Source organism: Pseudomonas sp. Teo4 (assembly GCF_034387475.1).
Lineage (GTDB): Bacteria > Pseudomonadota > Gammaproteobacteria > Pseudomonadales > Pseudomonadaceae > Aquipseudomonas.
In genome coordinates, this window is the sequence record NZ_JAXCIL010000001.1 from 2,582,692 (window position 1) to 2,607,096 (window position 24,405).

At 60.5% G+C, this 24,405-nt stretch carries 19 protein-coding genes; 9 read left to right on the plus strand and 10 right to left on the minus strand.

The genetic code is table 11. From position 1 onward, the window contains the following. Window positions 1–66 precede the first annotated feature (66 nt). A complete protein-coding gene (locus PspTeo4_RS11580; protein WP_322363889.1) occupies window positions 67–648 on the minus strand; it encodes an amino acid synthesis family protein in 582 nt (193 codons plus the stop codon). A 119-nt stretch (window positions 649–767) separates the two neighbouring features. Between PspTeo4_RS11580 and PspTeo4_RS11585 the strand changes: the two genes are divergently transcribed. From PspTeo4_RS11585 to PspTeo4_RS11595, 3 genes are all read left to right on the plus strand, one after another. After that, window positions 768–1,619 carry a fumarylacetoacetate hydrolase family protein gene (locus tag PspTeo4_RS11585; protein WP_322363890.1) on the plus strand — a complete coding sequence of 284 codons (852 nt, stop codon included), beginning with the start codon at window positions 768–770 and terminating at the stop codon, window positions 1,617–1,619. Window positions 1,620–1,659: 40 nt separating this feature from the next. Then, window positions 1,660–2,217 (plus strand): VOC family protein, encoded by a 558-nt coding sequence (locus PspTeo4_RS11590; protein WP_322363891.1) that lies wholly within the window; start codon window positions 1,660–1,662, stop codon window positions 2,215–2,217. A 211-nt stretch (window positions 2,218–2,428) separates the two neighbouring features. After that, entirely contained in the window at window positions 2,429–3,988 is a 1,560-nt protein-coding gene (locus PspTeo4_RS11595; protein ID WP_322363892.1) for a bifunctional 3-(3-hydroxy-phenyl)propionate/3-hydroxycinnamic acid hydroxylase, read from the plus strand. A gap of 97 nt (window positions 3,989–4,085) precedes the next feature. On the opposite strand, the gene PspTeo4_RS11600 is transcribed toward PspTeo4_RS11595, so the two are convergent. Then, on the minus strand, window positions 4,086–4,772 hold the full coding sequence (locus PspTeo4_RS11600; RefSeq protein WP_322363893.1) for a GntR family transcriptional regulator: 687 nt from the start codon (window positions 4,770–4,772) through the stop codon (window positions 4,086–4,088). 320 nt (window positions 4,773–5,092) lie between these two features. Here PspTeo4_RS11600 and PspTeo4_RS11605 point away from each other — a divergent pair, with 320 nt between their 5' ends. The 5 genes from PspTeo4_RS11605 to PspTeo4_RS11625 all read left to right on the plus strand — a co-directional run bounded on the left by PspTeo4_RS11605 (window position 5,093) and on the right by PspTeo4_RS11625 (window position 12,308). Next, a complete protein-coding gene (locus tag PspTeo4_RS11605; RefSeq protein WP_322363894.1) occupies window positions 5,093–5,647 on the plus strand; it encodes a heme-binding protein in 555 nt (184 codons plus the stop codon). A gap of 74 nt (window positions 5,648–5,721) precedes the next feature. Continuing rightward, window positions 5,722–7,365 carry a DUF1302 domain-containing protein gene (locus tag PspTeo4_RS11610; RefSeq protein ID WP_322363895.1) on the plus strand — a complete coding sequence of 548 codons (1,644 nt, stop codon included), beginning with the start codon at window positions 5,722–5,724 and terminating at the stop codon, window positions 7,363–7,365. An 18-nt stretch (window positions 7,366–7,383) separates the two neighbouring features. Then, window positions 7,384–8,733: a DUF1329 domain-containing protein gene (locus PspTeo4_RS11615; protein WP_322363896.1), complete on the plus strand. Its 1,350-nt coding sequence runs from the start codon at window positions 7,384–7,386 to the stop codon at window positions 8,731–8,733. Window positions 8,734–8,788: 55 nt separating this feature from the next. Beyond that, the gene (locus tag PspTeo4_RS11620; RefSeq protein WP_322363897.1) at window positions 8,789–9,892 is read left to right on the plus strand and encodes a WD40/YVTN/BNR-like repeat-containing protein; all 1,104 of its coding nucleotides are present in this window, start codon (window positions 8,789–8,791) and stop codon (window positions 9,890–9,892) included. Then, a complete protein-coding gene (locus tag PspTeo4_RS11625) occupies window positions 9,882–12,308 on the plus strand; it encodes an efflux RND transporter permease subunit (protein ID WP_322363898.1) in 2,427 nt (808 codons plus the stop codon). The genes PspTeo4_RS11620 and PspTeo4_RS11625 overlap by 11 nt, the downstream gene beginning before the upstream one ends. A 712-nt stretch (window positions 12,309–13,020) precedes the next feature. Here PspTeo4_RS11625 and PspTeo4_RS11630 read toward each other — a convergent pair. The 8 genes from PspTeo4_RS11630 to PspTeo4_RS11665 form a co-directional block, all read right to left on the minus strand. Then, complete coding sequence (locus PspTeo4_RS11630) at window positions 13,021–14,610, minus strand: aldehyde dehydrogenase (NADP(+)) (protein ID WP_322363900.1); 1,590 nt, start codon at window positions 14,608–14,610, stop codon at window positions 13,021–13,023. Window positions 14,611–14,626: 16 nt separating this feature from the next. Beyond that, a complete protein-coding gene (araD1, locus tag PspTeo4_RS11635; RefSeq protein ID WP_322363901.1) occupies window positions 14,627–15,622 on the minus strand; it encodes an AraD1 family protein in 996 nt (331 codons plus the stop codon). A gap of 53 nt (window positions 15,623–15,675) precedes the next feature. Further along, window positions 15,676–16,851: an L-lyxonate dehydratase gene (locus tag PspTeo4_RS11640; RefSeq protein WP_322363902.1), complete on the minus strand. Its 1,176-nt coding sequence runs from the start codon at window positions 16,849–16,851 to the stop codon at window positions 15,676–15,678. 31 nt (window positions 16,852–16,882) lie between these two features. Next, entirely contained in the window at window positions 16,883–18,196 is a 1,314-nt protein-coding gene (locus PspTeo4_RS11645; protein ID WP_322363903.1) for an MFS transporter, read from the minus strand. A 307-nt stretch (window positions 18,197–18,503) separates the two neighbouring features. Continuing rightward, window positions 18,504–19,754 (minus strand): OprD family porin, encoded by a 1,251-nt coding sequence (locus PspTeo4_RS11650; protein WP_322363904.1) that lies wholly within the window; start codon window positions 19,752–19,754, stop codon window positions 18,504–18,506. Between the two features lie 103 nt (window positions 19,755–19,857). Then, entirely contained in the window at window positions 19,858–20,871 is a 1,014-nt protein-coding gene (locus PspTeo4_RS11655; RefSeq protein ID WP_322363905.1) for a 4-hydroxythreonine-4-phosphate dehydrogenase PdxA, read from the minus strand. Continuing rightward, a complete protein-coding gene (locus tag PspTeo4_RS11660; protein ID WP_322363906.1) occupies window positions 20,868–21,827 on the minus strand; it encodes an amidohydrolase in 960 nt (319 codons plus the stop codon). The genes PspTeo4_RS11655 and PspTeo4_RS11660 overlap by 4 nt, the downstream gene beginning before the upstream one ends. Next, the gene (locus tag PspTeo4_RS11665) at window positions 21,820–23,145 is read right to left on the minus strand and encodes an MFS transporter (protein WP_322363907.1); all 1,326 of its coding nucleotides are present in this window, start codon (window positions 23,143–23,145) and stop codon (window positions 21,820–21,822) included. Before PspTeo4_RS11665 ends, PspTeo4_RS11660 begins: the two co-directional genes overlap by 8 nt. Window positions 23,146–23,373: 228 nt before the next feature. Between PspTeo4_RS11665 and PspTeo4_RS11670 the strand changes: the two genes are divergently transcribed. Beyond that, window positions 23,374–24,387 carry a tripartite tricarboxylate transporter substrate binding protein gene (locus PspTeo4_RS11670; RefSeq protein WP_322363908.1) on the plus strand — a complete coding sequence of 338 codons (1,014 nt, stop codon included), beginning with the start codon at window positions 23,374–23,376 and terminating at the stop codon, window positions 24,385–24,387. The last annotated feature ends 18 nt before the right edge of the window (window positions 24,388–24,405 follow it).

The window sequence follows — 24,405 nt, forward strand, 5'->3', positions numbered from 1 at the left end:
ACTCCAGCTCTTGTTATTGTTTTTGCAGCTCGCCCTCACGGGTGTGTGGACGATGGATACTTGCGATCAGCGAAGCCCGTCTTCGCCTCTGACATCCGAAGCCGCCAGGCCACCCAGGCGGGCATGAATCCGCCCTCCCGTTGCCATTGCCAGGCTGAACGCAATTTCGTTTCGGCGCGGGCCGTCCCAAAGAGTTACCTCGGCGACACCAAAGTGACTACGCACATAAGCGGCATGAATATGACCTAGAGGCATCATGAGCCGGCATCCCGGGCCTCCTATGGTTTTTGCCGCAGGAACGATGGCTTTGGGTTCACCCAACAAAGCCCGCATAGCCCAACCGCCGGCCTCATGCCAGACCGCACCATGCTCAAGCTCCCCATCTTCTCCCACGATGGCGGCTTTGCCGTACGCCTGAACCTTGTCCGCGCCACCCAGTGCGTCGACCAGGCGTTGTGAAAGATCTGTTCCCAAACCACGCAGCTCGGCCATGAAAGGCAACAGATCTTCCTCATAGCGCCCAGCGTAAGGGTTCTCGATGACCGCCGTGGCCACAGCGACTCTCAAAGGTTCAACTGCCACAGGGCCTCGCTCATGGAGGACATCTTCGATATCCAGCTTGATCTTGCGGACTTTCACCAATGCCATTGCTAGCTCTCCTACTGGACGCCGGAAATAATTTTTGTTGGCGTGTTTGCATTATGCACCTTGCGCTTTATTGTGCAAGAAATTATGTTTTATGCACAAAACAACAGAGAGGTCACACCATGAAGCTCGTTTCCTTCCACCTCAACAACCGGCCCGGGTACGGTGCTGTCGTTGGCGATCGAGTCGTAGACCTGAGCAGTTACTTCAAGGACGTCCCGGATTTGGCGAGCCTGATCGCCGCCCCAGGCAAGCTTGAGCAGGCCAAAAAACTGGCCGCGGCCTCAGACGGCGAGCTTGTGCTTGCTGACCTGACACTGAGCCCAGTCATTCCATCCCCGGGCAAGATCATCTGCGTGGGCATCAATTACGTAGCCCATGCAGAAGAAGCGGGACGTAAAGTCGGACAGCACCCCGTAATCTTCCAACGCTTTGCCGAGACCCTGCAGGCACATGACGCTCCCCTGGTGCGCCCAAAAGTGTCGGATGAGTTCGACTTCGAAGCAGAACTGGCCGTAGTCATTGGCAAGGGGGGATCTCACATCGCACCGGAAAACGCGATGGAGCATGTCGCGGGATACACCTGCTTCAATGACGCCAGCGTGCGTGATTGGCAGTTCCACACCCACCAATACGGAATGGGCAAAACGTTCCGCTTTACTGGCGCCCTCGGCCCATGGCTGGTAACCGCCGACGAAATTGCCGATTACCGCGATATGCAGATTCGCGGCATCCTCAACGGGGAGCAGATGCAGGAGGGGAAGCTGTCCGAATTAGCTTTTGACATTCCGCATCTCATTTCCTATGTCTCCCAGGCCTTGGACTGGAACCCTGGCGACATTTTGGCTACTGGGACTCCGAGTGGTATTGGTTTCAAGCGAAACCCGCCGATTTTCCTCAAGCCAGGCGATATCTTTGAAGTGACTATCAGCCAGATCGGCACCTTGCGTAATCCAGTCATCGACGAAGCCTGAGCCCCCATCCTCAAACAATCACAACATCAGGAAAACGCCCATGGCCACCCTGCCCCGCATCAACTTCACCCACACCGGTACATTTTGCAGCGATCTGGACAATATGGTTGAGTTCTACTGCAGCAAGCTGGGCTTTGTCGTGAGTGACAAAGGCGTTGCTTCTACCGGCCATCGCTTGTTCTTCATGACACAGAATCCAGAGGTGCATCACCAATTGGTGCTCTTCGATGGCAAGCCAACCAACCTGCCATTCAACCCGATCAACCAACTGTCCTTCCTTCTGGATACGCTCGATGACCTCAAGGCGTTCTACGTATTCGCCAAGGAAAATGGCTTGGGTCCAATCGATCAGGTTGACCACGGCAATGCCTGGTCGATGTATTTCAAGGATCCGGAGGGCAACCCGATCGAGATGTATGTGGACGCCCCTTTCTACACCAATCAGCCCTGCCGCGAGCCTCTGGATCTGGAGCAAAGTACCGAGCAAATTCTCGCCACGACTGAAGCCATGTGCAGAAGGCGGCCAGGCTTCCAAACCCGTGAGCAATGGATGGAGTCGACCCGCCAACGTATCGCGCAGCAACGCGTGAGCTGGTGAGAGGCCATCGTGCGACCAGAAACGGTCGCACACCATTTCGGGTAGACGCCATTCAGAAACATCACGTTGACGGCGCCTGGTGCGAGAGTCCGTCAGCCGCTGGAAAACTATCCCTACTGAATGGGCAATCAGGGTGGTTTCTCACGCGCAAGGAAATACCCAGGATTGAAGCCACAGCTTGGTCACACAACAAGAAAGATGGAGAACATCTATGGAATATGACCTGATTATCGTCGGGTTAGGCCCGGTCGGCGTCACTGCTGCCAACCTTGCCGGTCAATGGGGATTGCGGACACTGGTTCTCGACAAGAGTGAATCCGTGTACCAAAACCCACGTGCGATGGGACTTGATCACGAGGCTATGCGCACCTTTGACAATATTGGTCTTGCTGATTCGGTTGCCGAGCATGTGATGCCTTATCGCGCCTCTCATTACCTGAATGCCGACGCGAAGTTGATCAAACACATCGACGCCTCCAAGCCCCCTTTTCTGTTGGGCTGGGCACCCAACTACGTATTTTCGCAGCCCCCATTGGAACGTGCTCTGCGCGCAAACCTTGACTCGCTGCCCCAGGTAGATGTGCTCTTGGGCCGAGAAGTCCTCAACGTCGAATCGACAGAAACAGGCGTATCGATCAGCTACCGCGATGCCACCGGATCAATAGGCCGAGCAAGCGCCAAGTACCTTCTGGCGTGCGATGGAGGCACCAGCCCGATTCGCACGAATCTTGGGCTTAACATGGAGGATCTGGCGTTCGACGAGCCTTGGCTGGTTGTCGACGTGATCCTGAGTGAAGGTGCTGGCAGCGCCCTTCCCGAGACCAATGTTCAATACTGTGAGACTGAACGCCCCAGCACCTTCGTAGTCGGGCCAGGTCGACACCGGCGCTGGGAGTTCATGATTAACGGAGACGAATCCCCGACCGAGATCATCCGTCCGGAATCCATTCAACGTTTGATCTCACGCTGGCTTCCTGCAGATGACTACCAGATCTGGCGAGCTTCTACCTACCGGTTCCATGCACTCATTCTTGAGCGCTGGAGGGTCGGCAATATCTTCTTCCTCGGTGACGCCGCTCACATGACGCCCCCCTTCCTCGCCCAAGGCATGTGCCAAGGTTTGCGTGATGCTATGAACCTGATCTGGAAACTGGCATTCGTACAACGTGGAATCGCATCGCCCCAGCTACTCGATAGCTACCAGACCGAACGCGCGCCGCATGTAAAACGAACGACTGAAGTCGCCAAGGAGTTCGGGCAGACGATCTGCGAGCGCGACCCGGTTCGTGCCGCCGAACGAGATAAACGATTGCTTGCCGCTGTGCAGGTATCCCCTGGGGGCACCATCCGCCAATCGCTGATACCGAGCCTTGAAAGTGGCTTCATCGGTTTGCACAAGGTCGCTGGGGTGCTCTTCCCGCAACCGAAGGTCACGACCGCTGAGCAGCAGGAAGACCTGCTGGATCGCTTTACCGGACAGAGCATTCGCCTGGTGATTGCCGACGGGTTTACTGCAACAGAGGCCTTGCTTGCAGCGTTTGACGATGCTTTACGCGGGGTTCAGTTGCCCACCAGCGTCGTGCAATTAAGTGCAACCCCGATGGCAAACTATCAGTATCGAGAACACAACGGCTTGCTAAAGGCCTGGTTACAAGAGCACGGATGCCAGGTGGTTCTGGTACGCCCTGATCACTACGTTTACGGGGGGGCCTCAACCCTGGATGAAGCCGTGCACCTTATTCAGGATTGTTTTGGCAGGTTGCGCAGCTGAGGCGGATCAAGCGGTTGGTCAGCCGACCGCTTTTTCGGCTTGAGTTGAGGCAAACCCGAGGACTCCCCCCCCGTGCATTTGAGGGAGCCCCTTGGGGTTACTGCAGTGTCGAATGCTGTTGACGAAGCACGTCCGTGACATGCTTGAGCGTTCCGCCAATGTGGTTACCGAGCAGCTCGACAGAAGCGTCTATATCGCGTGACAGCACCGCATCGACCAATTGCTGATGCTCATCACCCTTATGCCGCTCGACACTCCGATGCAGAGCCGAAAACCGACGATAACGTTCGGCCTGGTCGAACAGCGAATCAATCAGCCGCAACATCATGTCCGATGGGCAGGCCGAAAAGAGCGAAAAGTGAAATGCCTTGTGACGCTCTGACCAATCATCATCAAGGGCTACTGAAACGCTTCCAAGACGCTTTTCCACGACCTTGAGTCGATGGAAGGCACCGAGAACATCAGCTTCCCAAGCATCATCGCCATGACGAATAGCCTCGGCGAGCGCCTCACATTCCAGCAGACGCCGCAGTTGGGTGATCTGCTGGAAATCTTCGACGGACAGACGCGCAACACGAAATCCTTTGTTCTCGCTCGCTTCGACAATGCCTTCCTGAGCTAGCCGGTTCAGCGCCTCTCGAATCGGAGAGCTGCTCAATCCATAGCTCTGGGACAGTTCGGCCACCTTGAGCTTTTCGCCTGGTGCTAACTCACAACAGATGATCGATTTCTTCATCTGCTGCAGGGCGACCTCAATCAGGGATCCGCCTTGTTGATTTTGCATTTCACGGTTTCCATGGATGTTGCATGCTTTGTGATTTTATGCACAAAAAAATGTTTGTGCAAATTGCGCCGCTGACAAAAGCAAAACACCGCCCTTCACGTCCCCGCCGACTGAACCTGGCCTTCCGCTTGGGTCGCACGCTCTGGAAGCGCCTGATGTTTGTCGACGACCTACGCACCTCCAAACAGAAAGCGCTCGCCCCCCCTGGGCAATCCTGAAGCGATCACCAATCCAGCGTCCTTGCACAGTTGCCGGTCTGACGAGAAGACCGATTTCAGCAAGCTTCTTCTAGCCGAATCGTTCGCCGGATTGGCATTGCGGTGAAGGCCATCGCTTTTTTCCTTGACTTCCTCTTGGTCGCCAACCTATTTTTGTGCACAAAGCATCACATAACGCAAAATAACAACAACAATGCACAAACCGAGAGGCTAAAAATGCATAGCCGACAAACCCTCGATTTCAACGAAATCAGCACGTTGCTTGATGCAGCTATTGCTGAAGCGACCCGCCACGACTGGAAGGTTTCTGTAGCGGTCGTCGATGACGGCGGACACCTGGTGGCTTTTCGCAGGTTGGCCGGAGCAACGGCCTCGTCAGCTCAAATCGCCATTGATAAAGCCCGCAGCGCCGCGCTTACCCAGCGCCCTACCCGGTTCTTCGCCGAGATGTTGAACAGTGGCGTGGCCGGCACTGCCTCTTTGGCCGGAGTGATCCCAATGATCGGTGGCCTTCCGCTTCTACAGCGTGGTCAATGCCTCGGCGGCATAGCCGCCAGCGGCGTGAAGGCCCAGTTCGATGAACAGATTGCCGCTGCCGGCACGAAAGCGATTGGCTGTTTGGAGCACCCCAGCACCGGATCTAAGGAGAGCCAATAGCGCTGCCAAGCACAGCATCCGTCTCTACGGATGGAGCCCCCTGTAATAACAACAAGAATGCAGAAGAGGTATCCATGAACACCAAGCAACGCCGTCCTACTACACCGCTTCTTGCCCGCCATGGCGCCAAGGCCAGCACGCTCAGCATCGCCTTGGCATTGTGTTCGGCAGAGGTCATGGCTTTCCAGTTCGACACCGGAGTCGAGGGCCTCAAAACCAGCTGGGACAACACCATCAAGTACAGCAATGCCTGGCGCCTGAACGAGCGCGCCGACAACGTGATGGCGTCCTCACCGAACCCGAACAAGGATGACGGCGACCGCAACTTCAGCACCGGGTTGATCTCGAACCGCTTCGACCTGCTGTCCGAGCTTGATATCAAGTATGGCGATGTCGGTGCTCGGCTCAGCGGTGCTGCCTGGTACGACACGGTCTACAACGAAAACAACGACAACAACTCGCCCGCCACCGCCAACCCAGTGAGCGTTGACTACAACGAATTCACGGACAAGACCCGCGACCTGCATGGCCGGGATGCCGAGGTTCTTGACGCGTTCGTGTATGGCGCACGAGACATTGGCTCGACACGCCTGTCGGCACGGCTGGGGCAGTTCAACCAGATTTATGGTGAAAGCCTGTTCTTCGGCGCTAACGGCATCGCCAATGCACAGAGCACTGTTGACCTCGTCAAGCTGCAATCGGTGCCTGGCTCACAGTTCAAGGAAATCCTCCTTCCCACCGAGCAGTTCTCCTTCAACTGGCAGCTCACCGACACCGTCAGCGTCGGGGCTTACTATCAGTTCGAATGGAACAAAACGCGCCTGCCAGGTTCGGGGAGCTACTTCAGTGCAGGTGACTTTGTAGGGGAAGGCGCCGAGCGTGTGTTCTTTGCCGGTGGGCCTCTGCTACATGGCCACGACATTGATGCCAAAGACTCTGGCCAGTTCGGCGCCCAGATCCGCTTTGCCCTCGACGACTGGGAGTTCGGCCTGTACGCGGCGCGCTACCACGACAAGACGCCTATCTGGTATTTCCGTCCGACCTTCCTCGGCGGTGACGGCACCTTCGTCAATGTCTATCCCGAAGACATAAAGGTTTATGGCGCCAGTTTCAGTACCCTCGTAGGGGAAGCCAACGTCGCGGGTGAAATCTCCATGCGTGTCGACACCCCTCTTGCCCCGAATGGCGGAGTGGTGGTCACCGGCGACATGACCGCAGACAACAACAGCAATCCGCTCTACCCCATCGGCGACTCGCTCCATGCCCAATTGTCGATGGTCAACGTATACGGCGGCTCGGCGCTGTGGGACGGCGCGTCTCTGGTAGGCGAAGTTGCCTTTAACCGTCGTCTCAAGGTGAAGAAGAACGCTCAGAACCTCGATCCGAACACCACTCGCGACGCCTACTCCCTGCGCTTCACCTTTGAGCCCCAGTACTTCCAAGTGATACCTGGCGTCGATGTGCAAATGCCCATCACCGTTGGTTACACGCCGTATGGTCGCTCCTCGGTCACCCCCCAAGCGTTCTCTCCAGAACATGGCGGCGACATCACGCTCGCGCTCAAGGCCGACTACCAGAAGCAATGGTATGCGTCCCTCAGCTACACCAATTTCTTTGGCGATGGCGGCCCCATCATCGGCCCGGACAACAACTACTCCTTCGAGCAAACCCTGAAGGACAGGGACTTCATTGCCTTCTCGATCCAGCGCACCTTCTGATCTCCGGAGAACAATAAAATGAAAAGACACGCTCTGTTGATGACCGCCCTTGCTGCCAGCCTTGCAGTCAGCCACGTACTCGCCGCTGTCTCGCCCCAAGAGGCCGAAACACTGAAAAGCTCGCTCACTCCGCTGGGGGCAGAACGGGCGGGCAATGCCGATGGAAGCATCCCTGCCTGGAATGGCGGCCTCACCAAGGAAGTCTCGGGCGCGAAGTTCGGCGATGTAACAGCCGATCCGTTCCCGGGCGAGAAACCCGTACTGCGCATCACCGCAGCCAATGCCGGCCAATACGCCAATAAGCTCAGTGAAGGCACCCAGGCTTTGCTGAAGAAGTATCCGAATAGCTTCTTCCTGGATGTCTACCCGACGCACCGCACCGCCGCAGCCCCACAGTGGGTCTATGACAACACCCAGGCCAACGCCACGCGTTGCCAACTGACAGAGAACGGCCTGTCGGTGAAAGGCTGCTACGGCGGCATCCCGTTCCCGATTCCGAAATCCGGCAGCGAGCTGATCTGGAACTTCCTCCTGCGTGTCGAGGCCGAGTCCATCGAGATGGGCTACCGCAACACCATCGGCAATGCGGACGGTTCGCGCACGATGGCCAGTCGAGGCGTTGAGAACTGGCAATACCCCTACTACTACAAGGATGGCAACGCGGACAAATGGTCTGGGCAGTATGTGCTGCTGCGTTTTCTCACCAATGAACCACCATTCAAAGCCGGTGAATCACTGGTCACTCATGACAGCATCAACGCCGCCAGCCCACGGGACGCTTGGCAGTATCTGGTCGGCCAGCGCCGTGTTCGACGTGCGCCAACGGTAGGTTATGACACCCCGGACTTCGTGGCCTCTGGTGCCAACTACTTTGACGAGGTGCATGGCTTCATCGGCCACCCGGATCGTTACGAGTGGAAGCTGATTGGCAAGAAAGAAATGTACATCCCGTACAACCTCAACAATTTCCACTCGCTCAAGCCAGATGAAGTGAACACCAAGGACGTCCTCAACCCCGAAAAAATGCGTTGGGAGCTGCACCGCGTATGGGAGGTTGAAGCCACCGTCGCGCCTGGTAAGCGTCATGCCGTGCCGAAGCGTCGGTTCTTTATCGATGAGGACAGCTGGACGATCGCCTTGGCCGACGGCTACGACGCTCAAGGCAAGCTCTGGCGCGTCAATCAGGCACTGCCATTCGTGGTGCCATCCATCCCCGCCGTCGTGGTCAAACCGGTCGTGATCTACAACCTGCAGGCCGGCACCTACAGCGTGGTGCAAGGGCTCAATGGAGAGCGCTATTCGGTCGTGCCGCGCAAGGCCGAAAACTTCTTCACCGGCAACGCGGTTGCATCTGATTCCGCACGCTGATCCCAGGCCTTAAGGGCGGGCGAATCGAGCCCGCCTTTCTTCGAGGTATCCTTCGATGCAACGAATATTGATTGGCGGGCTTGCCCTGACCCTGAGCCTTGGCATGACGGGCGTCAGCGTGGCGGATGAATCGGTGCTGACCGAACCGTTACAACAGTCATCGCTGCACAGTGCATTAGCCCAACGCTCCTTGATGCTTGATGTCACTCATGCGGGCAATGCGTTGGTGGCTGTCGGCGAGCGTGGTTTCGTCCTTCGCTCCGAAGATGGAGGGCAGTCTTGGCAGCAGGTCGATACACCCGTCAGCGTCACTCTTACCCGTGTGGTTTTTCCGACTCCCGAGCAAGGTTGGGCCGTAGGTCACGCGGGCGTTGTGCTTCACACCGGTGATGGGGGGCGCAGCTGGAAGCTGCAACTGGAGGGGCGGCAGGCATCCCAATTGGTCGTAGAGGCCGCTCAAAAGCGGTTTGAGCTTGAGCCAAACGCGCTCAATGAAAAGCGCGCTTCCAGCGCACGCAGCCTGCTCGAAGACGGCCCTGACAAGCCCTTCCTGGATGTGCACTTTTTCGACGATGCGCACGGTATTGTCGTGGGTGCCTACGGCTTGGCATTCGCCACCGACAATGGCGGGAACAGCTGGCACCCCATCGACCAACGCCTCGAAAACCCTGGCGCTATGCACTTGTATGGCATCCAGCAGATCGATGACAAGCTGTTCATCGTCGGCGAACAAGGTTTGCTGCTGCGCTCGAGCGATCAAGGCGCCACGTTTGAAACGCTGACCTCTCCTGCCACCGGCACGTTGTTCGGCTTAGTCCCTACGGGCCAGCACGGCCTGCTCGCATTCGGCCTTCGCGGCAAGAGCTATTTTTCCAACGATGCCGGTGACAGCTGGCAACCCGTTGCCAACCCAAGCCCCATAACCATCACCGCCGGAACGCTCCTCAGCGATGGGAGCACGTTGCTGGTCGACGAGTCTGGTCGGCTCTTGACGAGCAAAGATCCGAAACACGGCTTTACCGCTATCACGCTTCCGGAGCCGAGCTATCTCACAGGATTAATTGAGCTAGGCGCTGGCAAACTCGTACTGAGCAGTGCACGTGGCGTGTCGCGCATTAACCTTGATGAGCTGAATCGGAGCGCCACTCGTGAACAGTAAAGTAACCGCCCCACAGTCCGGTGCAGAAAACGCGATTGCGCTTTTTGATCCTCGCTCAGGAAGCTTGCCCGAGCGATTGCTGTTCCGGTACCGCCGGATGATCGTCTTGCTCTGCCTGCTGGTAAGCGCCAGCCTTGCCTGGCAAGCGCAGCACCTGCGTTTAAGCGCTGCGTTCGAGAGCATGATCCCGATCGATCATCCCTATATTCAAAACTACTTCCAATTCCGCGGGCAGCTCGGTGAAGGCGGCAATACGCTACGAATCGCTGTGAAAAGCAACGACGGCTCCATCTACAACGCCGCTTACCTGGAATCACTGAAGCAGCTTAACGACGAGCTCTTCCTGCTGACGGGGGTAGATCGCCCCTACATGAAGTCGCTGTGGACGCCGGCCACTCGATGGATTGGGGTCACTGAAGAGGGGTTCGACGGCGGCCCCGTCATTCCGGAAAACTATGACGGGTCGGCGACAAGTATCGAGCAGGTGCGACAGAACGTTGAGCGCTCTGGTGAGATCGGCAGACTGGTAGCGCCGAACTTGCAATCGAGCGTCATTATCCTCCCACTTCAGGATGCGGCCACTGCAGGTTCCGATAGCGCCTTGGACTATCGAGCCCTCTCCCAGCAACTCGACAAGCTGCGCGAAAAATACAGCAACGAACACACCAGCATCGCCATCACCGGCTTTGCCAAAGTGGTGGGCGACCTCATGGATGGCCTGGCACTGATGCAGTTGTTCTTCGCCGGCACCCTGATCATCTGTGCCTTGGTGCTCTATTGGTATACCCGCTGCCTGCGCAGCACCCTGCTGGTACTGCTGTGCTCGGTGATTGCCGTCGTGTGGTTGCTCGGCCTGTTAGCCTCACTGGGCTACAACCTGGATCCCTACTCGATTCTGGTGCCATTCCTGATCTTTGCCATCGGTCTGTCCCATGGCGCGCAAAAAATGAACGGCATCATGCAGGACATCGGTCGTGGTGCAGACAAACTCACTGCGGCGCGCCTGACTTTCCGCAGGCTGTTCCTGACCGGTGCAATGGCGTTGCTGGCTGACGCGGTCGGCTTTGCCGTGTTGATGATCATCAATATCCCGGTCATCCAGGATCTGGCGGTTACCGCCACTATCGGTGTGCTTGTGCTGGTTCTGACCAACCTTGTATTGCTACCTGTGCTGCTCTCCTACACAGGTGTGAGCAAGACTGCTGCACGCCGCGAGGCAGAGTCGGAACAAAAGGCACACGATCAACGGGAAGCCCGGCATTCGCTGTGGAGTTTTTTGGATCGTTTCACCCGTCCAGGTCGTTGGAGTAATGGCGCACTGATCATCGCAAGTGCGCTGGCAGCCACGGGCTTTGCCGTCAGCCTGCACCTCAAGGTCGGTGATCTTGATCCAGGTGCGCCGGAGCTGCGTGCGGAGTCTCGCTACAACCAGGACAATGCCTTCATGGTCAGCAACTATGCGGCGAGCAGCGATAAGTACGTCGTCATGGTCAAGACACCACAGTACTACTGCGCCAACTACGAAACCCTGGTCAAAGTCGATGCGCTTGAGGCCCGATTGCAGCAGCTCCCTGGAGTCGTCTCGACATCTTCCCTGGCAGCACTGAGTAAACAGGCCGCAGCCGGGATGAACGAGGGCAGCCTCACCTGGTACGAAATCCCCCGCAACCAGGGCTTGCTTAACGCCATCATCACGCGGGCCCCACGAGAGCTGTTCAATCAGAACTGTGACCTTCTGACCATCAACGTGTTCCTCGCCGACCACAAAGCCGACACCCTCACCCGCGTAGTCAACACAGTCGAAGCATTCGCAGCGGCGAACAACAGTGAGAGCCTTCAGTTCATGTCGGCAGCCGGCAACGCGGGGATTGAAGCCGCAACCAACATCGTCGTGAAGAAAGCGAACTTGCAAATGCTGGTGATGGTTTACGCGGCGGTGACCATCCTCTGTTTCATCACCTTCCGCTCATGGCGCGCAGTGGTCTGCACCGTTCTCCCTCTGATGCTCACCTCTATCCTGTGTGAAGCGCTGATGGTTGGCCTAGGGATCGGCCTGAAGGTCGCAACCCTTCCTGTGATCGCCTTGGGCGTGGGGATTGGCGTCGACTATTCGCTATACATTCTTAGCGTAACGCTAGCCAATCTTCGGACAGGCCAGTCCTTGTCCCGGGCTTACTACCTGGCCTTGTTGTCTACCGGCAAAGTGGTGATCTTGACCGGTGTAACGCTCGGCATCGCAGTGGCCACCTGGGCGTTTTCTCCCATCAAATTCCAAGCGGACATGGGCATCCTGCTGGCCTTCATGTTCATCTGGAACATGCTTGGAGCGCTCATCCTTACCCCCGCGTTGGCCAGGCTTTTCCTTCCAAAACATCACATCCATCCACTGTCCGACCGCATACAGGCAGCACGCTGATCAGCAAGGACAAATGCACTCCGCCGACCCGCTTCAGAGCAGGTCGGTGTGATACAGCCGCATCCTAGCCGCCTCTCAAGAGTAGAAGACCCGATTGGCGTCCATTAATCAGGCCTTCGATCATGTTGACGACGAGGCCTGACCGACATAAGCACACCCTATGTTGTCGAACATGCGAAACAGGGCTTATGCGTCGAGAGAGTTAGAGGCACAGGCGGCGGCCTACCGCAAAGCAAGCGACCGCAAGTAACGTATTTTTGGGGAGCCTTCAGGCTCACTCCTCACCGTTGGCTAACAACATGCAGGTCTACCTATGACTAATCACTAAGACCCGTGAGCAGACCGTTAACGCGCTTCGCCTGCTGTATGACAACCTCACACAGTGGCTAACCATCCCTCGGGGTACGACGCGACACAGTAGCGGATGCCCCTGCCTTTGCCGAAGCCTGCAAGAACACAAAAAACTGTCTACAAAGCACACTCCAGCACTGCCATTGCTCTTGAGGCACGCAGGCAGGCCGACGATATTCAGCGAATCATCATCTTGTCATTTATATGAATGACATCGTACATCACGGATGAAAAATGATAGCAGGCTACCAAATTTGATACAAAATATTTTGTCGCGGCTTGTCAATGACACGATTGTCGCAGGGCGGCCTGAAGAGCAGACGCCGGCTTGCGCAGAACCAAGCCGACGCCTGACACGGCCCTAACCGCGGGTCAGTCCTGCCCTGCTCCACGCCCCGTCCACCAGGCGTTCGATACCCAGCGGGTTGGCGTCTTTGAGCGCATCCGGCAACCACGCATCCGGGTAGTTCTGGTAACACACCGGGCGCAGGAAACGGTCGATCGCCAAGCTCCCTACCGAGGTGCCGCGGGCGTCCGACGTGGCCGGGTAAGGCCCTCCGTGAACCATTGCATCGCACACTTCCACACCGGTCGGGTAACCGTTGAGCAACAAGCGGCCGGCCTTGCGTTCAAGCTCGGGAACCAGCATGGCGAATCGGCTCAGGTCGCCCGGCTCGGCAATCAAGGTGGCGGTCAGTTGCCCATGCAGCGCGCGCAGTACCTGAAGCAACGCGTGCTCATCCGCAACCTCGACCACAATGGTGCAAGGGCCGAACACCTCTTCCTGCAGCAGCTCGTTGCCGGCAAGCAACAACTCGGCATCGGCCTGGAACAGCTGCGGTTGTGCCTGCTGGCCCTGTTGCGGGCTGCCGGCCAGGTGGCGAATGCCCGCTTGGGCTTGCAGCGCCGCCACACCCTTGGCGTAGCTTTGCAGGGTGCCAGCATTGAGCATGGTTTGCGCCGGTTGGTCGGCCATACGCGCCGCGAACTGCTCGACAAAGTGCGAGAACACCGGCCCACGCAGACCAATGATCAGCCCTGGGTTGGTACAGAACTGCCCGCAGCCCTGCACCACCGATGCGGTCAATTCCGTCGCGATGGCATCACCCCGCTGCTCGAGCGCTGCAGGCAACAGCAGCACCGGGTTGATGCTGCTCATTTCGGCGAACACGGGAATTGGCTGCGCTCGCGCCGCCGCCATGTCGCACAGGGCGCGGCCACCTTTGAGCGACCCGGTGAAACCCACCGCCTGGATGGCGGGGTGTTTGACCAACTGCTCGCCCACGCCACCGCCATAGATCATGTTGAAGGTGCCATTGGGCATGCCCGTGCGCTGGGCGGCACGCACGATGGCATCGGCGACCATTTCGGCCGTGGCCATATGACCCGAGTGCGCCTTGAACACCACCGGGCAACCGGCCGCCAGTGCGGCTGCCGTGTCGCCACCGGCGGTCGAGAACGCCAGCGGGAAATTGCTGGCACCGAACACCGCCACCGGTCCTACGCCGATGCGGCATTGCCGCAGGTCAACGCGTGGCAGTGGCTGGCGCTCGGGCTGGGCGCGGTCGATACGCGCACCCAGCCAGTCGCCGCGGCGCAGCACCTGGGCGAACAGGCGCATCTGCCCGCTGGTACGTGCCCGCTCGCCTTTGATGCGCACTTCAGGCAGCGCGGTTTCACGGCAGACCAGGGCGACGAAGGTGTCATCCAGCAGATCGATTTCTTCGGCAATGGCATCCAGAAACGCGGCGCGGCGCTCGGGCGACAGGCTGCGGTAGGTAACGAACGCGGCCTCTGCCGCCTGCGCAGCCGCTTCCACTTCAGCAGGAGTGGCCTGGGTAAAACGGTACGGCAGCGCTTCGCCCGTGCGCGCATCGAAGCTTTGCAGCACCACGGAGCCCGCCGCGCTACGGGCGCCGGCAATGTAGTTGTAACCAAGCAAATTAGGCATGACGACCTCTTGAGCCTCAGAGAATGGCGACAGACCCCGGCACCAATGGTGCGTGCTGCGCGACGATGCCGTTGCGCAGGGGGGCTCCGAATTCAGTGACGGCGATCTCGAAGGTATCGCCCGGTGCGGCCTTGATGCCGTCGGCGAATGACAAGGTGGCAGTGCCGAAGTAATGCACATGGACATCGCCCGGGCGCAGGAACTGGCCGTACTTGAAGTGGTGGAACTCCAGGTTTTCCAGGCTGTGGCACATGTTCTGCTCACCCGACAGGAACTCACGCTCCCACAGCACTTCGCCATTGCGCAGGATGCGGCTGCGCCCTTCCAGATGGGCCGGCAGCTCGCCCACGCGCAGCTCTGGGCCATAGGCGCAGGCGCGCAACTTGGAATGAGCCAGGTACAGGTAATTGCGCCGCTCCATCACATGGTCGGAGTACTCGTTGCCCAGGGCATAGCCCAGGCGATAGGGCACACCGTCTTCGCCGATGACATACAGGCCCACCAGCTCCGGCTCTTCACCGGCATCTTCGGCGAAGGCCGGCAGCGGCAGGTCGGCACCGGGGCGCACGACGATGCTGCCGTCACCCTTGTAGAACCATTCCGGCTGCGCCCCGACCTCGCCGGCCTGCGGCTTGCCACCCTCAAGGCCCCACTTGAAGACGCGCATGGTGTCGGTCAAGGCCGCTTCGTCCTGATCGCCCTGCTGGTGCATCTTGTCGCGGGTCGCCGCACTGCCCAGGTGGGTCAGGCCTGTTCCGCTGACCAGGCAGTGGGCCGGGTCTTCGTGGTCCAGTGGCGGCAGCACCCTGCCCGCCTCCAGCAACCCGGCGTACTCCGGGCCGGCCTCGGTGCCGCGGGCCAGTACTTCCTGCACCAGGCCATGGCCGGCGCGAATTGCCGCCAGGGCCAGCTCACGGGTGCTGACAGTGCCAAGCACCGTGTGTACCTGAGCGCCTTCCACCACCCCGACCCGTCGCTGGCCAGCCACGTCTTCGAATTGAATCAACCGCATGTGTCGTTCTCCTTGCCAGGCCGGGCACCACCGCGCGGTGGTGCCCCGCGCACTCATTCGATGATGTTGAAGTCCTTGAGGTATTCCTCGGAGATCTCAAGGCCCAGGCCCGGCAGGTTGTCATCCAGCTGGATGTAGCCATTCACCGGTTGCGGCTCGCCCTTGAACACGTAGTAGAACAACTCGTTGCCGACCTCGACGTCGAACACCGGGAAGAACTCGGCCATCGGCGACGCGGTGCTGGCCATGGTCAGGTGATAGTTGTGCATCTGGCCGGCATGGGGGATGACCGGCACCGACCAGGCCTCGGCCATGGCGTTGATCTTGCGTGCGGCGGTGATGCCACCGACACGGTTGGTGTCGTACTGGATCACGTCCACCGCTCGGCGCTCCAGCAGGTCCTTGAAACCATGCCCGGTGAATTCGTGCTCGCCGCCGGAGATCGGCATGATGCCCATCTTCTTCAGCTCGATATAACCTTCGATGTCATCGGCAATCACCGGCTCTTCCAGCCAGCGCGGCTCGAACTCGGCGAGTTTTGGCAGCATCCGGCGGGCGTACTCCAGGGTCCAGCCCATGTAGCACTCGAGCATGATGTCGACATCCGGGCCAGCCAGCTCACGCAGTGCACGGACCTGCTCGATGTTGCGGCGCATGCCGGCCGGGCCGTCCTTGGGGCCATAGCCGAAGCGCATCTTCAGTGCGGTGAAACCTTGGTTGAGGTAGCCCTGGGCTTCTTCCAGGAACAGGTCGAGGTTGTCGTTGGCGTACAGCTTGGAGGCGTAGGTCCAGATCTTTTCCTTGGTGCGCCCGCCCAGCAGCTTGAACACCGGCTTGTTCACCGCCTTGCCCATGATGTCCCAGATCGCCAGGTCGACCGCCGAGATGGCCGCCATGCCGATGCCCTTGCGCCCCCAGGCATGGGTGCGGCGGTACATTTTCTGCCAGATGTACTCGTTGTCGAAGGGGTCTTCGCCAATGCAGATCGGCGCCAGGTACAGGTCGATGATTTCCTTGGCCACCCGCGGTGCCAGGGCGCAGTTGCCGATGCCGACGATGCCGGTGTCGGTCTCGATCTCGACCACCAGCCAGCCGTGGAAGCGGAACGAGCCCATGGCATCGCCACGTTCGAACAGGATGTCGCTGGCGTTGGTGCAAAAATGCGCCTGGGGCGGTACGACCTTGCCTTTCCATTCGAAGACGCGGGTACGGACAGATTTGATTTTCATGCTTGAAGTTCCTCTCACTGCAATGTGTTGATCAGCCAACCTGCGCAGGTTCCAGCGCGGTGGGCGTGGTTCGGGAAGACTTGAGTCGGGACAACAACCAGGCGCCCAGCACACCCACCACGGCCAGGGCGAACATGCCAGCGCGCGGGTCGGCGAACAGGGTTTCGGTGAGGGTCTTGAGGTTCGGCGCGACGAAGCCGCCGAGGTTGCCCAAGGAGTTGATCAGGGCGATGCCACTGGCTGCGGCGGCGCCGCTCAGGTAACCGGTGGGCAAGGTCCAGAACAGCGGCTGCACGGCGACGAAACCGGCAGCAGCGAAACAGAACGCCAGCACCACCAGGGCCAGGCTGCCAGCCAGTGCCGAGGCCGCGATGCCCAGCGCGGCCATCGCCAGCATGGCCACCGCCAGCTGACGGTGCAGCCCGGTGCGGTCGGCGTAGCGCGTCACCAGGCGGGTCACCACCAGGGCACAGGTCCAAGGGATGGCGGTATAGAGGCCGACATTCAGGCCCACCTGGCCATCGAGGAAGCTGGCGATGCGCGTCGGCAGGTAGAACACCACGCCGTACACACTCATCTGCACGGTGAAGTACACCAGGCAGAACTTCATCACCTGGCCGTTGCGCAGCGCACCGAGGAAGCCATGGGGGCCCTGGGCCTGCTTCTGCGCATCTTCCGCGGCGATCTGGCCTTCCAGCGCCTGTTTCTGCGCATCGCTCAGCCAACGGGCATGGCGTGGGCGGTCAACCAGGTAGAAGTAGGCGGCGATACCCACCAGCGAAGCCAGCAGCCCTTCGACGACGAACAGCCACTGCCAGTTGCGCAGGCCGAACACGTCATGGAACTCCAGCAACCAGCCCGACAACGGGCCACCCAACACCAGCGCCAGTGGCAGGCCGAAGTAGAACAGGCCCAGCGCCTGGGCGCGGCTGCGTGCCGGGAACCAGTAGGTGAGGTAGAGGATGATGCCGGGGAAGAAGCCCGCTTCGGCGATGCCCAGCAAGAAGCGCAGCACGTAGAAGGTGGTGGCGTTGTCGGCGAACATCATCGCCGAGCTGACCAGGCCCCAGGTAACCATGATCCGGCACAGCCAGACGCGGGCGCCCAGGCGGTGCAGCATGAGGTTGCTGGGTACTTCGAAGCAGGCGTAGCCAATGAAGAAGATGCTTGCGCCGAACGCGAAGGCGGCGTCGCTCAAGCCCGTGTCGGCCTGCAGGAAGGCACGGGCGTAACCGACGTTGGCGCGGTCGATGAAGGCCAGGACGTACATCAGAATCAGGAAGGGCAGTAGCCGCGCGCGGCTGGTGGAAATGGCCGAAGCCAAAGAGCTGGCGTGATCGCTCATGGAGGTTTCCCCGTTTTTGCCTTGATCGCCCGGTGAAGCGTTGGGGCGGGCTTTTTGTTGTTGGTGTAGGGGCGACTTTAGAGGGGGGCGGCTCGGGTGGATAATCACTTATGCGTATCCATCGATAGCCTGGGGTAATACCTTTTGCTGCTTCGTTGGCTCTGGAGTTATCGCCTGGGCATGGCATTCAAGGGGCCTGTACGGGCCCTATCGCCGGCAAGCCGGCTCCTACATGGACCGCGTCGGCCTTAAGATCACTGCAATACATGTGGGAGTCGGCTTGCCGGCGATGAGGCCATCGAATCGCTTACAACAACTTCAGCGTGTAAGTCAGGATCAGCCGGTTCTCATCCACATCGGCCACATGGTTGGAACGCACCGCCGCATTGCGCCAGCGCACGCCCAGATTCTTCAGCGGCCCATCCTGAATCACGTAGGTGATATCCAGGTCGCGCTCCCAGGCCTGGCCGTCGTTACCGCCAGCAACCTGAGCATGGTCGCCGCTGGCATAGCGGGCCATCAGCGCCAGGCCTGGAATGCCCAGAGCGACGAAATCGTAGTCGTAGCGCGCCTGCCAGGAGCGCTCCCCTGCCGTGGTGAAGTTGCGCACCTGGATGTCGTTGATCAAGGGCGTGCTGGTGCCAGCGATGTAGATCATGCCGTCGTCGCCATACATGCGCTGGTACCCCGCGCCAAAGGTATGTCCGCCGCGTTTGGCACTGACGAAGCTGGTGAAAGCACGGTTGTCCAGGTCGCCCAGGTCGGCGCTACCCTCCTCCTCGGTGGTAAACAACCCGACATTGGCGCCCAGGGTCCAGTCCCCCACCTTCTGCTTGTGGCTGACGCTGTAGTAGGTCTGCCGGTAGATGTCCTGCAGTCGGGCCTGCCACAGCCCTACCTGGGTACGCTCGGCATTGAAGCGATAGTCACCGCCCAGGTAGTCGAAGCGGTCGGCGAACACGCCGCCTCGGCCGTCCACCGACAGGTCCTCATGGTCGGTGGAGTTACGCTGGCTCAGCGAACGCATCTGCCCGGCCTGCAGGGTCAGGCCGACAATTTCTTTCGAGCTGAGCATGCCGCCCTGGAACGTCTGCGGCAGCAGGCGCCCGTCGTTGCGCAGCAGTATCGGCAACTCGGGCATCAGCTCGCCGACCTTGAGTTCGGTCTTCGAAAACCGCAGTTTGGGTGCCAGACCCACCCGCGAGAACTCATCCGCGGCCCGTCCATCGGCGTGCCGAGGCAGCAGCCCTGAGCCGCTGCGCTCCGGGCTGCTGTCGAGCTTCACGCCCAACTGGCCAAGCAGGTCGACCCCCACACCCAACGGCCCGGCGGTATAGCCCGAGTTGGCTTGCAGGAGAAAACCCTGGGCCCACTCTTCCTGCTTCGATTGCGCGGCACCGGGCTGGCGGAAATCGCGATTGAAGTACAGGTTGCGCAGGCCAAGGGTGACGCTGGCGTCGTCGACAAACCCCTCGGCATTGGCCATTTGCGGCAGGCAGGCCAGCAGCAGCGGCGTCATGGCGCTGGCGGTCAGCAGGTGGGAAAAGGCTTTTGTCATTGTTGTTTTTCCTTTTTGCAGGGTTATGCGAGCCATGGAGCCAATAGGCTCCAGGCGCGGTTGAAAGCAGGAAGAAGCGGCCCCGGACGAGGCCGCCAGGCACTCAGCGGGCGTTGCGCCCCATGCGGCAGGCAATCTCGAAGGCTTGCCGGGTTGCACCGACATTGGCCTTGCCCTGGCCCGCGATGTCGAACGCAGTGCCGTGGGCCGGGGTGGTAATCGGAATCGGCAAGCCGCCCTGTACGGTGACGCCACGGGAGAAGCCCATCAGCTTGATGGCGATCTGGCCCTGGTCGTGATACATGGTCACCACCGCATCGAAGGCCTGGGCATCGCCCTGCACTTTCAGGAAGATGGTGTCACCTGGGTAAGGGCCGTCGGCATCGATCCCACGCTCACGGGCCACCTGCACCGCCGGGCCGATGATGTCCAGTTCTTCGCGGCCAAAGCTGCCGTTGTCACCGTTGTGCGGGTTCAGGCCGCACACACCGATGCGTGGACGCTCAAGGCCGCTGCGCTTGAGCGCGGTGTCGATCAGGCCGATGGCTTCGAGCACCCGCGCCTGGCTGAGCATGCCCGGCACCTCGGCCAGGGCCACGTGGGAGGTGACCCGCGAGGTCCACAGGGCATCGAGCACGTTGAACTCGCAGAACGGGCCAGTGAAGTTCAAGCGTTCGGCAAACCAGTGCAGCTCGTCGCTGTGGCCCATGCCGGCCATGTGCAACGAGGTCTTGTTCAACGGGCCGAACAGGATGGCGTCGGTCTTGCCCGACTGGGTGAGTTCCAGTGCCACGGCCAGGGTGTCGAGGCTGTAGCGCCCGCCAATCACGCTGGCTTCGCTGCGAGGGAAGTCGCCCTCGGCGGCGCCGCGATAGGGGAACAGCAACGGCGTGTCGTCGGCAAAATCCAGCTCGTCGAGCGTGGCGATGCGCCGATAGGGGAATTCGCAGCCAGCAATCTGCATGCCGCGGCGCATTTCCTGTTCGTCGGCGATCAGCACCACCTGCGCCTTGCCCCGCACCTCGGGTTCGGCCAGCAGGCGGGCGATCAGCTCGGGGCCGATACCGGCCGGGTCACCGAGTACCATGGCCAGGCGTGGGAGGGGTTGCTTGCTCATGCGGGGGTCCTCATGTCGGGCGACACCTGGGCATGGCGCAGGGTGTCGGGCACGGTGCGGTAGATGCGCCGCGCGTTACGGTAGAAAAGCTGTTCCTGGGCCGCATGCGGCAGGTCGGCGACAATGCGTTTGAAGCCGCCATAGATGTCGTCGAAGCTGCCGCACAGGCCATCGACCGGGAAGTTGCTGGCAAACATCGCCCGCTCGCTGCCGAACAGGTCGATGACCTGGCGCACGATCCAGGCATTGTCCTCGGCACGCCACGGCCTGCCGGCCTGGCCGATGCCGGAGATTTTCACCACGGCGTTCTCGCACTGGGCGAATCGCGCCATCGCCGCCTGCCAGTCGGCCAGGCCCTGGGCACTACGGTCCGACGGCAGCCCGGCGTGGTTGAGAATCAGCAAGGTGCCCGGAAAGTCCTGCGCCAAGCGGGCCGCCTCATCGAGGTTCCACCAAGGTGTCTGCAAGTCGAAGTGCAGGCCATGGCGCCCCAATTCGGCATAACCCTGGCGCCACTGCACATCACTCATCAGGCTGTGTGAGCGCCCCACCTCGTCGGGCCGGGTCGGGCCGCCCGGTTTGTGGCGCACGCTGCGAACCCGCTGGAAGCCCGCTTGGGCCGCCAGTACCTCGGCGGCATCCGGGGCATCAAGCCAGGCCTGGGCCACCACGGCGTTGGGCGCACCGTAACGCGCCGCCAGCTCATGGATGAAACGGGTTTCGCCCACCGGGTCGCGCGGGTCCCATTCGGTCTCCACGTACACCGTCTCGACCACCTGATGCCGGCCGGCATCGGCGAAATAGTCCTCGGGGAAATAACGGCGCTTGATGGCGCTGTAGTCACCGTAGCGGAACGGGATGTTCTCACTGCCCGACAGCCACGGGTGGGGGTTGTTCACGGGGTCCCAGAAATGATGATGGGCATCGACGATTGGCCCGTCGTAGATCTCAGCCATGGTTTACCTCAGTCTTGTCCAGCGCGATCAACAATGTGCCGACGATGAACAGCGCCGAGCACAGGGCAAAGAAGCCAAGCACTGCCGGGTAGCCACCCAGGTGCTGCAGCAGCACACCGACCAGAATCGGCACGACAATGCCGCCCAGGCTGCCGGCCATGTTCATCACCCCGCCGATCAGCCCCACCCGCGACGGGGCGGCCAGCAGCGCGGGGAAGCTCCAGTACAGGCTGCCCCACATCAGGAAGAAGGCGGTCAGCGACAGCAACGCCACCGCCGCATAGGCATTAGCAAGGCCAGGCAACAGCAGGAATGCGCACAGCGCCACCAGCCCCGAGACCGTCAGCAGGCCCTTGGCCGCCAGACCACGGCGCACGCCCTTGCGGATCAAGGTGTCGCAAAGGAAGCCACCGACCAGCGACCCCACCGCGCCGCACAGGAAGATGATGAACGTGGCGGCGCCGATGCCCTTGATATCGAAGCCACGGGCATGGGCCAGGTAGCTCGGCCCCCAGGTCAACAGGCCGAAAAACACCATCGCCCAGCTGGCGCGGCCCAGCAGGATGCCGGTCAGCGAGCGTGGTGCGATGCCAAGGCCCTTGGCCGATTGCCGCGCGGCTTCGGCCACCGGCACGGCACGGCCGTCGTTGATTTTCTCAAGCTCGGCGGCGTTGACCGCGGCATGCTCGGCGGGGTTGTCACGCAGGTAATGCCAGGCCAGCCAGGCCATGGCCAGGGTGGCGAGGCCGGCAACGAAGAAGGCGATGCGCCAAGAGCCGAGCACCGCGATCAAATAGGCGATGATCAGCCCGCCCAGCGCCGCCCCCAGCGGCCCGCCGCAATCCATCAGCACGGCGCCACGGCTGCGTTCGCTGGCACCCAGCCACAACGAATTGAGCTTGCCGCCCGAGGGGAACAACGGCGCCTCCGCCGCACCCAGGGCAACCCGGGCGAACATCAGCGACAAGCCGCCGGTGGCGAAGGCCGCCAGGGTCTGGAAGGCCCCCCACAGGCCGGTCGACCAGCCAATCACCCGACGCGGGCCGAAGCGGTCGATCAGCCAGCCGCCGGGAATCTGCAACAAGGCGTAGGCCCAGAAGAAACTGCTGAGGATCAAACCCTGCATGCTGGGCGAAAGCTCGAACTCCGCGGCAATGGTGGGCATGGCGATGGACAACGAGACACGGTCGATCAGGTTGATCACCGTCAGGGCAAAGATGATGGCGAAGATGCGCCAGCGCACGTTGCTGGCCTTCAGCGCGACGGTATGGTCGGCTGAGTGCCCCGCGTGCAGCACAGGGGGATGTGCCTGAGCCATGGGAGGTACCTCTGCTTGTTATTGTTGTGATCCGGTGATGTCCGGTAGCGCCACTATGGCCACGGAAACGATAACCGTCTAATCAAAGCTGCTCATACAGCCATTGCCTGGGGTTATCGCTCAGGTATAACCCTGGGCTATCGATGTATGCGTAACTTTGAGTAGACGCTTATCGGTTCCCTTCGCACACTTCGGTGACCCATAACAAAGACAACAAAGAGGTCACCCATGCGAAACGCCTACGCGCGTCATCTTTCGTCGTTCCTGGCCGGCTGCAGCTTGCTCTGCGCCACCGCCCTGCCCGCCCTCGCCGACACCTGGAAACCCGAGAAGAACGTCGAGATCGTCGTCGCCGGTGGCCCGGGCGGCGGCACCGATCAGCTGGCTCGACTGATCCAGCAAGCGATCAGCCAGCATCACCTGCTGGACGTCAACACCGTGGTCCTCAACAAAGGTGGCGGCAACGGTGCCGAAGCCTTCCTCGACATGAAGCTGGCACAGGGCGATGCGCACAAGCTGGTGATCGGCACCAACAACGTGTACCTGCTGCCGCTGGTGGCGAAGCTGGGCTACCAATGGACCGACCTGACCCCGGTGGCCGCTGTCGCCGAGGACGATTTCATCCTCTGGACCTACCAGGATGCCCCATGGAACGACGCCGCCGCGTTCAAGGGCGCACTGGCCGGCAATGCCGGCAAGATGCGCTTCGGCGGCAGCCAGTCCAAGGACGTCGACCAGACCCTGGCCTTGCTGATTGGCCAGCAGGTCGGCAGCAAGCTCACCTACATTCCCTTCAAGAGCGGCAGCGAGGCCTCGATCCAGCTGGCCGGCAAACACATCGCCGCCAACCTCAACAACCCTGCCGAAAGCCTCAGCCAGTGGCGCGGTGGCCAGGTTCGGCCGCTGTGCGTGTTCAGCCGCGAGCGCATGATCTACCGCGAAAAGGTCGCCGCAGAACAGTCCTGGGCCGACATCCCCACCTGCCATGAACAGGGCCTGGCCATCGAGCAATACCGGTTCCCGCGCACCGTGTTCCTGCCTGGCGCAATCAGCGACGAGCAGCGCGCGTTCTATGTCGATCTGCTGCGCAAGGTCAGCCAGACCCCCGAGTTCAAGGCCTACATCGAGCGCTCGGCGCTGGCCCCGACCTTCCTCGAAGGCCAGGCGTTGGTGAGTTATATCGAGCAGGACCGTGAGCGGGTGATCCCGCTGTTCAAGGACGCCGGCTGGCTGCGCCAGTGACTGCCGCGAGGGAAAACA

What these genes read in the sequence shown, in the direction of transcription:
- PspTeo4_RS11615 (WP_322363896.1), top strand. Translation starts at nt 7,384, where the DNA reads ATGAAAAGACACGCTCTGTTGATGACCGCCCTTGCTGCCAGCCTTGCA.
- PspTeo4_RS11590 (WP_322363891.1), top strand. Translation starts at nt 1,660, where the DNA reads ATGGCCACCCTGCCCCGCATCAACTTCACCCACACCGGTACATTTTGC.
- PspTeo4_RS11665 (WP_322363907.1), bottom strand. Translation starts at nt 23,145, where the DNA reads ATGGCTCAGGCACATCCCCCTGTGCTGCACGCGGGGCACTCAGCCGAC.
- PspTeo4_RS11580 (WP_322363889.1), bottom strand. Translation starts at nt 648, where the DNA reads ATGGCATTGGTGAAAGTCCGCAAGATCAAGCTGGATATCGAAGATGTC.
- PspTeo4_RS11660 (WP_322363906.1), bottom strand. Translation starts at nt 21,827, where the DNA reads ATGGCTGAGATCTACGACGGGCCAATCGTCGATGCCCATCATCATTTC.
- PspTeo4_RS11645 (WP_322363903.1), bottom strand. Translation starts at nt 18,196, where the DNA reads ATGAGCGATCACGCCAGCTCTTTGGCTTCGGCCATTTCCACCAGCCGC.
- PspTeo4_RS11610 (WP_322363895.1), top strand. Translation starts at nt 5,722, where the DNA reads ATGAACACCAAGCAACGCCGTCCTACTACACCGCTTCTTGCCCGCCAT.
- PspTeo4_RS11595 (WP_322363892.1), top strand. Translation starts at nt 2,429, where the DNA reads ATGGAATATGACCTGATTATCGTCGGGTTAGGCCCGGTCGGCGTCACT.
- PspTeo4_RS11650 (WP_322363904.1), bottom strand. Translation starts at nt 19,754, where the DNA reads ATGACAAAAGCCTTTTCCCACCTGCTGACCGCCAGCGCCATGACGCCG.
- PspTeo4_RS11640 (WP_322363902.1), bottom strand. Translation starts at nt 16,851, where the DNA reads ATGAAAATCAAATCTGTCCGTACCCGCGTCTTCGAATGGAAAGGCAAG.
- PspTeo4_RS11600 (WP_322363893.1), bottom strand. Translation starts at nt 4,772, where the DNA reads ATGCAAAATCAACAAGGCGGATCCCTGATTGAGGTCGCCCTGCAGCAG.
- PspTeo4_RS11670 (WP_322363908.1), top strand. Translation starts at nt 23,374, where the DNA reads ATGCGAAACGCCTACGCGCGTCATCTTTCGTCGTTCCTGGCCGGCTGC.
- PspTeo4_RS11655 (WP_322363905.1), bottom strand. Translation starts at nt 20,871, where the DNA reads ATGAGCAAGCAACCCCTCCCACGCCTGGCCATGGTACTCGGTGACCCG.
- PspTeo4_RS11620 (WP_322363897.1), top strand. Translation starts at nt 8,789, where the DNA reads ATGCAACGAATATTGATTGGCGGGCTTGCCCTGACCCTGAGCCTTGGC.
- PspTeo4_RS11630 (WP_322363900.1), bottom strand. Translation starts at nt 14,610, where the DNA reads ATGCCTAATTTGCTTGGTTACAACTACATTGCCGGCGCCCGTAGCGCG.
- araD1 (WP_322363901.1), bottom strand. Translation starts at nt 15,622, where the DNA reads ATGCGGTTGATTCAATTCGAAGACGTGGCTGGCCAGCGACGGGTCGGG.
- PspTeo4_RS11585 (WP_322363890.1), top strand. Translation starts at nt 768, where the DNA reads ATGAAGCTCGTTTCCTTCCACCTCAACAACCGGCCCGGGTACGGTGCT.